Origin of the sequence: Janthinobacterium sp. PSPC1-1, from assembly GCF_049897625.1 — a bacterium.
Lineage (GTDB): Bacteria > Pseudomonadota > Gammaproteobacteria > Burkholderiales > Burkholderiaceae_D > Janthinobacterium > Janthinobacterium tructae.
Genome location: NZ_JAFCWP010000001.1, coordinates 1,134,714 through 1,149,220 on the forward strand (window position 1 = coordinate 1,134,714; position 14,507 = coordinate 1,149,220).

Consider the following 14,507-nt stretch of genomic DNA (forward strand, 5'->3'; position numbering starts at 1 on the left):
CTGGCGCATGCATAGCTGCGCCGCCTGGAATTGATTCAACTAATTTTCGGAGAAGCCGATGAAGAAGCAAATGATGCTGGTCACCCTGGTGCTTGCCCTGTCAGCCCACGCTGGCGCAGCCCAGACGGACAAGAGCGCCGCTCCTCCGCTCACCATGAAGCCGCTGGCCCAGCAAACGCAGGCCGCCTTGTGGGCATCGCGCGTCTTGACGCGCGTCCATTACAAGGCCATGCCGCTCGACGACGCCATGTCGGAGAAAATCTTCGACCGCTATTTCAAGTCCCTGGACGCGGAAAAACTGTTTTTCGTGCAGGCCGACATCGACCGTTTCGCCCCGCTGCGCACCAGGCTCGATGACGCCATCATCAATGAAGATCTGACGGCGCCGTTTGCCATCTACAACCTGTACCAGCAGCGGTTCGATGAGCGCATGGCGTATGCGCGTGAATTACTCAAAACCAAGTTCGATTTTGCCGCCGACGAGAGCTACCAGATCGACCGCGAAAAGGCTGCCTGGCCGAAGAACGACGAGGAAGTGCGCGACCTGTGGCGCAAGCGTGTCAAGAACGACTGGCTGCGCCTGAAACTGGCGGGCAAGGAAGACAAGGCCATCCGCGAAACGCTGGACAAGCGCTATGAAAGCTACACCACCCGTTCGCGCAAGCTCAACAGCGAAGACGTGTTCCAGATCTTCATGAATGCCTATGCGATGTCGATCGAACCGCATACCAATTACCTGGGCCCGCGCGCCTCGGACAACTTCGACATCGCCATGCGTTTGTCGCTCGAAGGCATCGGCGCCGTGCTGCAGACGCGCGATGAATACACGGTGGTGCGCGAAGTCGTGCCGGGCAGTCCGGCCGGCCTGTCGGGCAAGCTGAAAGTGGGCGACCGTATTGTCGGCGTGGGGCAGGGCGAAAGCGGCCCCATCACCGAAGTGCTGGGCATGCGCATCGACGACGTGGTGCAGCTGATCCGCGGCGCCAAGGATTCCGTGGTGCGCCTCGACATCCTGCCGGCCGACGCCGGCCCGGACGCCAAGCACCTGGTCTTGCCGCTGGTGCGCAAGAAAATCAGCATGGAAGAGCAGGCGGCGAAGAAATCGGTCATCGAAGTGCGTGAAAACGGCGTCAAGCGCCGCATCGGCGTCATTTCCCTGCCGACCTTCTACCAGGATTTCGAAGCGCGCCGCCGTGGCGACAAAGACTTTAAGAGCGCCACGCGCGACGTCAGCCGTTTGCTGGCCGAGTTGAAGAAGGATAAGGTTGACAACGTCCTCATCGACTTGCGCAACAACGGCGGCGGTTCGCTGAACGAAGCCGTCGAACTGACGGGCCTGTTCATCGACAAGGGCCCGGTCGTGATGCAGCGCAATGCCGAAGGCAAGGTCGACGTGGAAAGCGATACGAATGCGGGCCTGGCATGGGACGGCCCGATGGGCGTGCTGATCAATCGTGGCTCGGCATCGGCCTCCGAAATTTTCGCCGCCGCCGTGCAGGACTATGGCCGTGGCGTCATCATCGGCGAAGGCAGCTTCGGCAAGGGTACGGTACAAACCTTGTTCAACCTGGACCGTTTCGGCGGCAGCGAGAAAGCCCGCTTCGGCGAGCTGAAAATGACCATCGCGCAATTTTTCCGCATCAATGGCGGCACCACGCAGTTGCGCGGCGTCACCCCCGACATCAAGCTGCCAGCCATGTCGGACACGGAAAACTTCGGCGAATCGAGCTATGACAATGCCCTGCCATGGGTGGCCATCAAGCCGGCGCAATACATGCCGACGGGCGACCTGAAGGATATCGTGCCGCTGCTGGACAAGAAACATGAAGCGCGCGTGGCCAAGGACAAGGATTTCCAGTACTTGCTCGATGACATAGCCCTCGTCGTCAAGCAGCGCAAGGAAAACCAGATTTCGCTCAATGAAACCGTGCGCCGCAAGGAGCGCGATGCCCAGGAAGCGCGCGCCAAGGCGCGTGAAAAGCGCCTGATCGCGCAGATTTCGAATCCTGCCGACGACCTGGTGGTGATTCCCGATCCGAAAGACGTGCTGAAGGGCGCGAAAGCGGCCAGCAAGACGGCCAAGCAGATCGCCGCCGTGAAGGGCGCCTTGCGCACCGACGACGGCTTGCAGGGCGACGAGCGCGCCCTCAGCGCCGAACTCGATGCCGAAACGGCCGCCAAGAGCGCCAAGGACGTGTTGCTGAACGAAGCGGCGCGCATCCTGGCCGACGAAGTGGCGCTCATCAAGGCCGATACCCGCATGGCATCGAAGGTCTTGCCATATGCAGCCGATGTGAAGGCGACGCCGGTGGCGGCGACATCGAAGTAATGAACGTGGAGTAAGGGAGGAGTTATCTGTTTCGCGTATTTCTATCATTCCAACAATCAATTGGATTGATATGCCGCGATGCAGCATAATGCACTTGTCTCCTCTATTCTCCTCCAAGAAAATAGATTCAGCCCGCTCTCGTAGCGGGCTTTTTTTTGCCTGCTTTTCACGCCTCGGCCGCCACACTCCCTCAAATCTGCTTTTCCCCGTCTTCCTGCCCTTGTGCCGCGCTATTCCTGACTAAATTTGTCAAGAATCGCTCAGGTTTGCTTGGTTATAAATTCTTCACGTTTGTTATATTCCCGCAAAGAATTTTTTTTTGGCTTTCTGCAATGGTACCGGGCGCCGGTGCCGCATGCTTTCCCTATTTCATGTACGTTGTGCCGCCAGCGGCGGCCGAGAGGCTTATTGTGCGTTGTAAACTCCTTCCCCTGACCCTGTTATTGGCGATCCAGTCCGCCTGGGCCGTCGATCCTCCGAACGCCGGCAGCCAGCTGCAGCAGATTCCCGTCGCGCCCCAGTTGCCGAAAGCGCCGCCGGCCATCCGCGTGCAGCAGGGCAATGTGCCGGCCACCACGGTGGGCGATACCACCCGCATCACCGTGCAGCGCCTGCAGATCGCGGCGCCGCCCGTGTTTACCGAGAGCGAACTGGTCGCCAGCACGGGTTTCGTGCCGGGCAGCGAGCTGACCCTGGGCGAGCTGCGCGCCATGGCGTCAAAAATTGCCAGCTATTACCAGAACCGTGGCTATTTCCTCGCGCAGGCGTATCTGCCGGCACAGGACATTGAGGATGGCGTGGTGCAAATCAGCGTGCTGCCGGGCCAGTATGGGCAAGTGCAGCTGCGCAACCAGAGCAATTTGTCGGACGGCCTGGCCGGCACGATATTGGCCGGTCTCGACGGGCAAGTGATTTCCACGCCGCCGCTGGAGCGGCGCTTGCTGCTGCTGTCGGACTTGCCGGGCGTGCAGGTCAGCTCGACCCTGGCGCCGGGGGCGTCGCTGGGCGCGTCCGACCTCATCGTCGAGGTGCAGCCGGGTGCGCGTTTCAACGGCAGCATCGACGTCGATAACCAGGGCAACCGCTACACGGGCCGCAACCGCATCGGCGCCACCCTGAACATCAATGAACTGGCCGGCATCGGCGACGTGGCCAGCGTGCGCGCGTTCACTTCGGCCGACGGCTTGAACTATGGCCGCCTGGCGTATCAGGGCCAGGCCGGTTTGCTGCGCCTGGGCGGCGCCTACACGTACATGGATTACAAGCTGGGCAAGGAATTTGCCGTGCTCGACGCCAAGGGCACGGCGAAGATCGCCAGTGCGTATGGCAGTTATCCGCTGATCCGCTCGCGCAGCAGCAACCTGTATGCGCAAGTCAGCTACGACGACAAGACCTTCCAGGACCGCACGGAATCGACGGGCAGCGTCAACGACAAGACGGCCAGGGTGTGGATGCTGAACCTGAACGGCGACGCCAAGGATGGCTGGGGCGGCGGTGGCGTGAGCACGTATTCCATCACTTACACCACGGGCAAGATCGATATCGAGACGCCGCTGGCACGCCTGATCGACAGGCTGACGGTAGACACCCACGGCAGCTTCCACAAGCTCGCCTTCAACGCGGCGCGCGTGCAAAGCCTGGGCGGCGAGACGAGCTTGTTCGGCACCCTCAGCGGCCAGGCGGCGTCGAAAAATCTCGACGTGTCGGAAAAGATGGGCATCGGCGGCATGGGCGGCGTGCGCGCCTATCCGGGCGGCGAAGCATATGGCGACCAGGGTTACGTGCTGAACCTGGAACTGCGCCAGAACGTGACGGCCTTCACGGCCTTGCCCGGCCAGCTGCAGGTGCTGGCCTTTGCCGACACGGGCACCGTCAAGCTGAACCGCGACGCCTGGAGCGCCGGCGAAAACCGCCGCACCCTGAGCGGCGCCGGCGTGGGCGTGACGTGGACGGGCGCCAATGCGCTCGTCCTGAAAGCGTATTACGCACACAAGCTGGGCAATGCCAAGGCGACCTCGGCACCGGATGCGGCAGGCCGCTTCTGGCTGCAAGCAGTCAAGTACTTCTAAACAGATCAAATCATCAGGATATTGTCATGAATCGCATCTATCGTTCCATCTGGAACCAGGCCACGGGCGCCTATGCCGCCGTGTCCGAAAACGTCAATTCGGCTGGCAAGCGTTCCTTGCCTGGCTCGGGTGGCACCGCATCCCGCTTCGTTCTGACCAGCATGGCGGCGGCGCTGATGCTCGGCTATGGCTCGCTGGCTCTGGCGGGGCCCACAGGTGGCACGGTGGTGGCGGGGCAGGCAACGATCAACGGCACACCGGGCGCCACGGTGATCAATCAGGGCAGCCAGAACGCCGTCATCAACTGGGCCAGTTTTAATGTCGGCAAGGGCGAATCGGTGCAATTCCAGCAGCCGAACAGCAATGCGGTGGCCCTGAACCGCGTACTGGGCAGCGATGGCACGACCATCCTCGGCAACTTGTCGGCCAACGGCAAGGTGTTTATCGTCAACCCGAACGGCGTGCTGTTCGGCCAGGGCGCGTCCGTGAACACGGCCGGCCTGGTGGCGTCCACGCTCGATATCAACAACGCCGACTTCATGGCCGGCAAGTACCAATTTTCCGGCAATGGCACCGGCAAGGTGCTGAACCAAGGTTCGATCAGCGCGCCGGGCGGCTATGTGGCCTTGCTGGGCGCCAACGTGTCGAACGAGGGCACGATCCAGGCACGCCTGGGCTAGGTGGCCCTGGCGGCGGGCAGGGCCATCACGCTGGATGTGGCGGGCGACGGCTTGCTCAATGTCGCCGTCAACGCGGGCGCCGTGGGTGCTTTGGTCAACAATGGCGGCATGATCCGGGCGGACGGCGGCAGCGTGGTATTGACGGCGCAGGCAGCCGGCGACTTGCTGAAAACCGTCGTCAACAACACGGGCGTGATCGAGGCGCAGACGATCGATACGCGCAGCGGCACGATCAAATTGCTGGGCGACATGCAGAGCGGAACGGTGAACGCGGGCGGCACGCTGGACGCCAGCGCGCCCCTGACGGGCAATGGCGGCTTTGTCGACACCTCGGCCGCGCACGTCAAGATCGATGATGCGCTGAAGGTGACGACGGCCGCTCCCAAAGGCTTGACGGGCATGTGGCTGATCGACCCGACGGACTTTACAATCGCGGCCTCCGGTGGCGACCAGACTGGCGCGTTTTACAGCAATGCGCTCAAGTCCAGCAATGTCAGCATCGCCACTGTCGCCAGCGGCGGCGCCGCAGGCGATATCAATGTCAACGATACGATTTCATGGTCGGCCAACAAGCTGACCCTGACCGCGCACAATAACATCCATATCAATGCGCCGCTGCGCGGTTCCGGCACGGCCAGCCTGGCTCTCGAATATGGCCAACGGGCTGGCGCGCAAGGCAATGGCGGCGGCTACTATGTCAATGCAACGGTGGATTTGCCAACAGGCAATAATTTCAGCACCAGGCAGGGAAACGATGGCGACCTCGTTAACTACAAGGTCATCAACAGTGTCGGTGTGGCTGGCAGCCTCAGCGGTACCGATTTGCAGGGGATTAATGGGAATATGCAGGGCAACTATGTCCTGGGCAGCCATATCGACGCCAGCGCCACCGCTGACTGGAATGGGGGCACGGGTTTCTCGCCCTTGGGCGGCGTGCAAAGCCCGATCCTGGGCATGCCCTTCATGGGGAAATTTGATGGACTGGGCCACGACATCGTCGGTTTGACGTTTCGTCAGCCCCAGGATGGCATGTCTATTGGCATGTTCAACGCGATCGCGAGCAGCGGCGTGGTGCGCAATGTTAATCTGATCAATACAGTCATGCGCACCGATAGCAACGCTTTTGGCTGGTCGTATATGGGCATGCTGGCGGGGGTCAATGCGGGCCTGATCGAGAATGTGAGCGCACACGGTAACGTGTCGCTGAGTGGAAGCTATCCGTTCGGCGGCTTGGTCGGTGCCAATGATGGCACAATCACCGGCAGCCGCACCAGTGGCAGTGTCGATTACTTTTCCGGTACCGGGCAGGGAGCGGGTGGCCTGGTGCATACCAATGGCGAGGAAGGCGTCATCAGCAATAGCAGCAGCAGCATGCGCGTCACGGTGACGGGAGGCGCTGCCGGAGGCTTGGTGGAAACCAACATGGGCGCCATCACAAAGAGCTTTGCGACAGGCGCGGTGACGGGCGCTAATGCGGCAGGCGGTCTGGTGGCGAACGCCTGGGGCACGATTTCGGAAAGCCATGCGACCGGTGCCGTGACGGGCTCGGGCTCTCTGGGGGGATTGGTCGGATTTGCGGGTCCGTTAACGATCAACAATAGTTACGCAATTGGCAAGGTTATTTCCAGCGGCAACGGCGTCTCCGATTTCGGCTACGGCGGCCTGGTGGGAACGACCGAGTCAGCGACGGTGATCAGCAATAGCTATGCCATCGGCGCGGTCAGCGGCACAAACTTTGCCGGCGGCGTCGTCGGCTGGAACCGCGGCACGCTCAACAATGTGTATGCTTTCGGCAAGGTAACTGCGCAGCAGGCTCTCCCGGGTGGTGTCGCGGGCTACAGCAACGGTCGCATCACGAACGCCTATTTCAACAGCAGCGCGAATGCCGGCTTGCAAGGCATCGGCCAGTCGAATGCGGGAGGCGGCACGGGCGCCACGGGATTGACGGAAGCGCAGATGCGCAATCCGGCCAGCTTTGCGGGGTTCACCTTCACCACGACATCGGGCCGTAGCGGCAATAACTGGGTCACGGTGGGAGCGGATACCATGCTCAATGGCATCGGCGGCACCCTGCCAATGCTGAGCAGCGAGTATTCGACCACCATCAACTCCGCCCATCAACTGCAATTGATGACGATGGACAGGATGGCAGCGTATAGCGTGGGCAGCAGCTTCAGCGCCGCCGGCACGGCCGGCGGCGATGTATGGGGGCGTGCCGGTTTCGTGCCGATCGGCGACATCTGGAGCGACTTCCGTGGCAGCGTGAATGGCGCGGGGCATATTATTTCTGGCTTGTACATGAACAATGCCGGCAACAATGCCACCGGTCTGATCGGCAACATCGGCAGGAGCGGCCGTATCTCGGCCCTCGGTTTGAGCGACGTCAACATCAAAGGGACGGACTATGTCGGCGGCTTCGCCGGTGAAAACGCTGGCAAGATCAGCGGCAGTTTTGTCAGTGGCACTATTTCAGGCAGCAAGGCAGTGGGCGCGCTGGTGGGTAGGAATTATGGCGAGATTCAAAACAGCTATGCGACGGGCAGTGCGACGGGCGGCATGAGCGTCGGCGGGCTGGCTGGCGAAAACAACTTCGGCGCCATCGGCAATAGCTATGCAGCTGTTGTCGTCCGCGGCGCAGGGGCGCTAGGCGGACTGGCTGGAGGAACATCGGTATCGTCCCGGATCAGCAGCAGCTACTGGGATACGCAGATCAGCGGGCAGGCCAGCAGCTTGGGCGGCACGGGCTTGACCACGGCGCAACTGAAAAACCTGGCCAACTACAATGGCACCAGCAGTCCGGCCTGGGATTTGAACAACATCTGGGTTGTCTATGATGGACACAGCGCACCCTTGCTGCGTTCGTTCATGACGCCGTTGCTCGTCACGGCCTCCAACGCCAGCAAAGTTTACGATGGGACACCGGGCGGCAACGCGAGCGGCATTTCGTATTCCAGGCCGGTCGACCCTGCACTGCTGCTGGGCACAGCGGTATTGAGCGGCAAGAACGGCGACGCGGTGAATGTCGGCACCCATGCGGTGCGGGTCAGCGGCTTGTATTCCACCGCCCAGAATGGCTACCTGATCAGCTATGTCGATGGCAGCCTGACTATTACACCGCGCCAGATCAGCCTGGGCAGCGTCTCGGCGGACAGCAAGGTGTACGACGGCACGACCTCTGCCATCTTGCGCGGCGGAAACCTGGTTGGTGTAGTGGGCGATGACCTGGCCAGGCTGAGCCTTTCGCTGTCCGGTAGCTATGCCAGCAAGAACGTCGGCACGCACATCTCCATCGCTGGCAACGCCACCTTGGGTGGCAGTGCCAGCGGCAACTATATCCTGGCACCCTTGAGCGACATGTACGGCGACATTACGCCGGCGCTGATCACCAGCATAGGCGGCATTCTGGCGCGCAACAAGGTCTACAACGGTTTGACGGGCGCCACCATCGATACCAGCGCAGCGGTGTTTGGCGGCAAGATAGCCGCAGACGTGCTGACGATCGACGGTGTGGGCGCGTTCAGCGACAAGAACGCAGGCCAGGGCAAGACGGTCAACATCAGCGGCCTGCAGTTGGGCGGCGCCGATGCGGGCAACTATGCGCTTGCCATCAGCTCGGCCAGCACCAGCGCCGATATCACGCCCAAGGCATTGACGCTCGCCAGCATCGCCGACAAGGTGTATGACGGCAATCATCAAGTGAGCTTCAGCGGCGGTGTGTTGAATGGCCTGGTCGGTACCGAAACCCTGGGCGTCACGGGCAAGGGCACGTATGCGGACAAGAACGCGGGCAATGACAAGGCCGTCACCATCGGCGAGGCGCTCTTTGCAGACGCCGGCAGCGGCGCCACCGCTGGTGTGGCCAGTAATTATGTGCTGGCAACGCCGCACAGCGTGACGGGTAACATCAGCAAGGCCACCATCAGCGCCGTGACGGACATTACGGTCAATAGCAAGACGTATGACGGCACCGTAGATGCCACGGTGAAGGCGCACAGCGGCTTGCTTAACGGCAAGATCAGCGGCGACGACCTGGCATTCAACAGTAGCGCCGCCGCTTTCAGTGACAAGAATGCCGGCAGCAACAAGACCGTGCATGTCGGCGGCATCACCCTGACCGGCGCGGACGCGGGCAATTATGTACTGGCCAGCAGCAGCGCCACCGCGACGGCCGACATCACGCGCAAGGTGTTGACGCTGGACGCAGTGACTGCCGGCGACAAGATTTATGACGGCAACGCCACGGCGTCGCTGTCGGGCGGCACTTTGAGCGGACTGGTGGGCATGGAGACCCTGGGCATGACGGGCATGCATGGCCAGTTTGGCGACAAAAATGCGGGCGCGGGCAAGCGCGTGAGCGTCAGTGGCACGACCCTGCTCGATACGGCCAGCGGCCTGGCCAGCAACTATGTGGTGGCCGAGCCCACGGGCTTGAGCGCCAGCATCACGCCGAAGGCCCTGACGCTGGCCGGCATTGTCGCCAATAACAAGGTGTATGACGGTAGCAGCAAGGCCAGCTTGTCGGGCGCCTTCCTGAGTGGCCTGGTGGAGATGGAAACCCTGGAGCTGGCCGGTTTGAACGCTGTTTTTGCGGACAAGCATGCGGGCAAGGACAAGGCCGTCACAGTGAGCGGCGCCACCTTGCGCGATACGGCGCATGGCCTGGCCAGCAATTACACGCTCGGCAATCCGACCGGTTTGACGGCCGAGATCAGCCGGGCCGTCATCGGCGGCATCGGCGGCATCAAGGCGGGCAACAAGGTCTATGACGGCAACAGCAGCGTGTTGCTCGATACCCGCAGCGCCAGTTTCTACGGCATGGTGGCGGGCGATAGCCTGGGCCTGGCCAGTGCCAGCGGCGTTTTCAGCGACAAGAATGCGGCCAGCGGCAAGACGGTGCATATCGGCGGCCTGGCCTTGAGCGGCGCGGACGCCGGCAACTATGTGCTGGGCACCGATGTGGCCAGCACCACGGCCGACATTACGGCCCGCAGCCTGACCCTGAGCGGCGTGGTGGCGGGCGATAAAGTCTATGACGGCAATCGCCATGCCAGCCTCAGCGGTGGCGTGCTGTCCGGGCTGGTCGCCGGCGAGAGCGTGGGGTTGGCCGGCCTGACGGGCAGCTTCGGCGACAAGAATGTCGGCAATGGCAAGGCGGTCATTGTCACGGGCACGACCCTGCTCGACACGGCCAGCGGCCTGGCCAGCAACTATGTGGTGGCCGAGCCCACGGGCTTGACTGCCAGCATCACGCCGAAGGCCCTGACGCTGGCCGGCATTGTCGCCAATAACAAGGTGTATGACGGTAGCAGCAAGGCCAGCTTGTCGGGCGCCTTCCTGAGTGGCCTGGTGGAGATGGAAACCCTGGAGCTGGCCGGTTTGAACGCTGTTTTTGCGGACAAGCATGCGGGCAAGGACAAGGCCGTCACAGTGAGCGGCGCCACCTTGCGCGATACGGCGCATGGCCTGGCCAGCAATTACACGCTCGGCAATCCGACCGGTTTGACGGCCGAGATCAGCCGGGCCGTCATCGGCGGCATCGGCGGCATCAAGGCGGGCAACAAGGTCTATGACGGCAACAGCAGCGTGTTGCTCGATACCCGCAGCGCCAGTTTCTACGGCATGGTGGCGGGCGATAGCCTGGGCCTGGCCAGTGCCAGCGGCGTTTTCAGCGACAAGAATGCGGCCAGCGGCAAGACGGTGCATATCGGCGGCCTGGCCTTGAGCGGCGCGGACGCCGGCAACTATGTGCTGGGCACCGATGTGGCCAGCACCGCGGCCGACATTACGGCCCGCAGCCTGACCCTGAGCGGCGTGGTGGCGGGCGATAAAGTCTATGATGGCAATCGCCAGGCCAGCCTCAGCGGCGGCGTGCTGTCCGGGCTGGTCGCCGGCGAGAGCGTAGGGCTGGCCGGCCTGACGGGCAACTTCGGCGACAAGAATGTCGGCAATGGCAAGGCGGTCATTGTCACGGGCACGACCCTGCTCGACATGGCCAGCGGCCTGGCCAGCAACTATGTGGTGGCCGAGCCCACGGACTTGAGCGCCAGCATCACGCCGAAGGCCCTGACGCTGGCCGGCATTGTCGCCGGCAACAAGGTGTATGACGGCAGCACGGTCGCCAGCCTCAGCGGCGGCAGCCTGTCCGGCCTGGTTGATTCGGAAACATTGGGCTTCGCCGGTTTGAGCGGGAAGTTCAGCGACAAGGACGCGGGCAAGGACAAGACGGTGACGGTAAAAGGCGCTACTCTGTTCAGTACCGCCAGCGGCGCGGCTGGCAATTACACGCTCAGCGATCCGACCGGCTTGACGGCCAGCATTACGCCAGCCACATTGACGGTCAGCATCACGGCGGGCAACAAGGTCTACGATGCCACCGCCAATGCCAGCGTGAGCTGGCGCGATGACCGCCTCGCGGGCGACCAGTTGAGCGTTGCCGGCAATGCCGCACAATTTGTCGACAAGCAGGCGGGGCAGGGCAAGCTGGTGAGTATGGACGGTATACGCCTGAGCGGCCTGGACGCCGGAAATTACGTGGTCAGCGCGCGCGCAACGACGCGCGCCGATATTGCGCAAGCGCAGCTGACGGTGACCGCCAATAATGCCGAGAAAGGCCAGGGCCGGCCCAATCCCGTGTTTGACGCCAGTTATGCGGGCTGGCTGGCCGGCGACAGCGTGGCTTCCGAACTGAACGGTTCCTTGCTGTTCGACACCCTCGCAGGCACCGCCTCACCATCCGGCACTTACAAGATCGCCGCATCGGGCTTGACGTCGAATAACTATGCCATTCGCTATGTCGACGGCACGCTGAAAGTCAATCCGACCGAAGCGGTGCAAAGCGCGGTGACAGCGGCTGTGGCCGCCGTGTCTGCCGTGCCGCGGGCAGGCAATATGGTGGTCGCGGAACATGTCCGGGGCGTGGAGAACAAGGCCTCCACCACCATCGTTGCCGCGCCTGTCATGGCTGGCGCGAACGGCGCAGTGTCCCGCAATGTGCTGCCCGGCTTACAGTTGAGCGTGCTTGAGCGGGGCATCTTGCTGCCGGCCGAGCTGAGCACGGCCATGCCTTGAGCCGCCATCGCCGCCGTCGCCACTACGCTGGGGCGCCGTGCGGCGTTTGCACATCCGCATTCGCGGCCAGCAGGGCCGTGAGCCAGCCGGCAAACGCCTGCAGCTTGGGCGTGGCCAGCCGCCCTTGCGGCGTCAGCAGCGACATGGGCATGGGCGTCGGCGGGTGGTCGGCCAGTACGGCGACCAGCGCGCCGCTGTCGAGGTGCTCGCGCACCTGGTACATGGCCGCCTGCGCCAGTCCCAGCCCCTGCAAGGCGCAGGCGACGCTGGCGTCGGCATCGTTGACGGCGATGGGGCCGGCCATCTGCACGCGCACGACCTCCTTGCCTTGTTGAAAATCCCAGTCGAAAGCGCGCCCCGTGCGGCCCGAGTAATGCATGACGCCGCTGTGCGTGGCCAAGTCCGCCAGGGTGTGCGGCGTGCCGTGCCGCGCCAGGTAGGCGGGCGAGGCGCACGTGACAAAGCGCATCAGGCCGACCTGTTTGCCGATGAAGGCGGAATCTTGCAAGGTGCCCACGCGCAAGGCGCAATCGATGCCTTCCTGCGTCAGGTCGACCAGGCGGTCCGTCAGGCTCAGCTGCAATTGCACGTCCGGCCAGGCGGCGTGGAAGTGTGCGATATGCGGTACGACCAGCCTGCGGCCCACCGTATTGGGCAAGTTGATGCGCAACAAGCCGCGCGGTTTTGTCGCGTCGGGGCCACGAAAGGCCAGTTCCGCCGTGTCGACAGCCTTCAAGATATCGATGCAGTGGCGAAAGTACTCGGCCCCTTCCGGCGTCAGGGACAGGCGGCGCGTGGTTCGCTGCAGCAATTGCGTGCCCAGGTAGGCTTCCAGCTTTTGCAGGGTGGCCGTCAGCGCGGCGCGCGGCAAATTCAATGTCTCGGCCGCCTTGGAAAAGCTGTTGGCTTCGACGATGCGCACGAAGGTCTGCATGGCCTTGATCTTGTCCATAGGATAGCTTCCGTTGTTCATCTTATGTGAAAAGTGTAGGTAGATTATGCGCTAATTATCTTTGCCCCGGTTTTGCCTAGAATGGCAACATCTCTACCGAACCGAGGAAACAACATGAACAAGGCCTCATCTTCATCTATTACTCCCCACGACATTGCGCCAGCCATGGTGCTGCTGCTGGCCGTCGCTTCCGGCCTGATCGTGGCCAATCTGTATTACGCGCAAACCCTCGTCGGGCCCATCAGCGCCTCGACGGGCCTGTCGGCCAAGGCGGCCGGGCTGATCGTCACGCTGACGCAAGTCGGCTATACCCTGGGCCTGCTGTTTGTCGTGCCCCTCGGTGATTTGCTGGAAAACCGCCGCCTGATCATCACGGCCCTGCTGGTGACGGCCACCGCCCTGGTGGTCGCGGCCATGAGCACGGGCGCCATCGTGTTCCTGGCCGCTGCACTGGCCATCGGCCTCGGTTCCGTGGCGGCGCAAGTGATCGTGCCGTTTGCCGCCCACCTGTCGCAGGAAGCGACGCGGGGCCAGACGGTGGGCAAGGTGGTCAGCGGTTTGTTGCTGGGCATCATGCTGGCCCGTCCCGTGGCGTCATTGGTGGCCGCGCACGCCAGCTGGCACGTGGTGTTTGGCGGCGCCGCCGTGCTGATGCTGCTGCTGGCGCTGGTGTTGCGCCGCGCCTTGCCCGTGCGCCAGCCCGTCTCGAACATGAAATATCCGGCCCTGATGGCCTCGCTGTGGCACTTGCTGCTGGGCACACCCGTGCTGCGCCGCCGCGCCGCCTATCACGCGGGCCTGTTTGGCGCCTTCAGCCTGTTCTGGACCGTCACGCCGCTGGTGCTGGCCAGCCCCGCGTTCGGCCTGTCGCAAACGGGCATCGCCATCTTTGCCCTGGTGGGCATGGCGGGCGCCATTGCCTCGCCCATCGCCGGCCGCCTGGCCGATGCGGGCCATACCTTGCCGGCCACGGCTGCCGCGCTGGCGCTGGGCATCGTCGCGTTTGCCTTGCCGATGTTCGCGCCAACATCGAAGCACCTGGCGCTGGGCTTGCTGGTGGTCGCTTCCATCGTGCTCGACATGGGCGTGGCGGCGAATCTGGTACTGGGCCAGCGCGCCATCTTCAGCCTGGGCGCGGAAGTGCGGGGTCGCCTGAATGGCCTGTATTTCGCGCTGTTCTTTGCCGGCGGTGCGGCCGGTTCGGCCGTCGGCGCCTGGGTGTATGCCAGCTACGGCTGGCCAGCGACCTTGCTGACTGGCATGGCGTTTCCGGGCCTGGCCCTGCTGGTGTGGCTGGCAGAATTTTTACCGCTGGCCACGCGCCGCCCGGCTTGAAACCCTGATGCCGTCTCATTATCACTGGCAGGAATTTCTATCATCATGAATATAAAGTGGCGTGATATGCCGCG

General features: G+C 63.0%; 6 protein-coding genes. 5 read left to right on the forward strand and 1 reads right to left on the reverse strand.

Translation table 11 applies throughout. The annotated features are described in order from the left end of the window. Nucleotides 1-58 precede the first annotated feature (58 nt). The 4 genes from ACP7EG_RS05120 (at nucleotide 59) to ACP7EG_RS05135 (ending at nucleotide 12,146) form a co-directional block, all read left to right on the forward strand. Entirely contained in the window at nucleotides 59-2,329 is a 2,271-nt protein-coding gene (locus tag ACP7EG_RS05120; protein ID WP_426086690.1) for a carboxy terminal-processing peptidase, read from the forward strand. 410 nt (nucleotides 2,330-2,739) lie between these two features. Next, entirely contained in the window at nucleotides 2,740-4,398 is a 1,659-nt protein-coding gene (locus ACP7EG_RS05125) for a ShlB/FhaC/HecB family hemolysin secretion/activation protein (protein WP_426086691.1), read from the forward strand. Nucleotides 4,399-4,424: 26 nt separating this feature from the next. Continuing rightward, the gene (locus ACP7EG_RS05130; RefSeq protein WP_426086692.1) at nucleotides 4,425-5,078 is read left to right on the forward strand and encodes a filamentous hemagglutinin N-terminal domain-containing protein; all 654 of its coding nucleotides are present in this window, start codon (nucleotides 4,425-4,427) and stop codon (nucleotides 5,076-5,078) included. Further along, nucleotides 5,079-12,146, forward strand: a complete 7,068-nt coding sequence (locus tag ACP7EG_RS05135; RefSeq protein WP_426086693.1) for a YDG domain-containing protein — start codon at nucleotides 5,079-5,081, stop codon at nucleotides 12,144-12,146. It begins immediately after the preceding gene. Between the two features lie 22 nt (nucleotides 12,147-12,168). Here ACP7EG_RS05135 and ACP7EG_RS05140 read toward each other — a convergent pair whose 3' ends face one another. Further along, entirely contained in the window at nucleotides 12,169-13,098 is a 930-nt protein-coding gene (locus ACP7EG_RS05140; RefSeq protein ID WP_426086694.1) for a LysR substrate-binding domain-containing protein, read from the reverse strand. 114 nt (nucleotides 13,099-13,212) lie between these two features. Between ACP7EG_RS05140 and ACP7EG_RS05145 the strand changes: the two genes are divergently transcribed. After that, complete coding sequence (locus ACP7EG_RS05145) at nucleotides 13,213-14,433, forward strand: MFS transporter (RefSeq protein WP_426086695.1); 1,221 nt, start codon at nucleotides 13,213-13,215, stop codon at nucleotides 14,431-14,433. Nucleotides 14,434-14,507 lie beyond the last annotated feature (74 nt).

Excerpts from the sequence above, each read along its gene's own strand:
- ACP7EG_RS05140 (WP_426086694.1), bottom strand. The coding sequence starts at position 13,098 with ATGGACAAGATCAAGGCCATGCAGACCTTCGTGCGCATCGTCGAAGCC.
- ACP7EG_RS05145 (WP_426086695.1), top strand. The coding sequence starts at position 13,213 with ATGAACAAGGCCTCATCTTCATCTATTACTCCCCACGACATTGCGCCA.
- ACP7EG_RS05120 (WP_426086690.1), top strand. The coding sequence starts at position 59 with ATGAAGAAGCAAATGATGCTGGTCACCCTGGTGCTTGCCCTGTCAGCC.
- ACP7EG_RS05130 (WP_426086692.1), top strand. The coding sequence starts at position 4,425 with ATGAATCGCATCTATCGTTCCATCTGGAACCAGGCCACGGGCGCCTAT.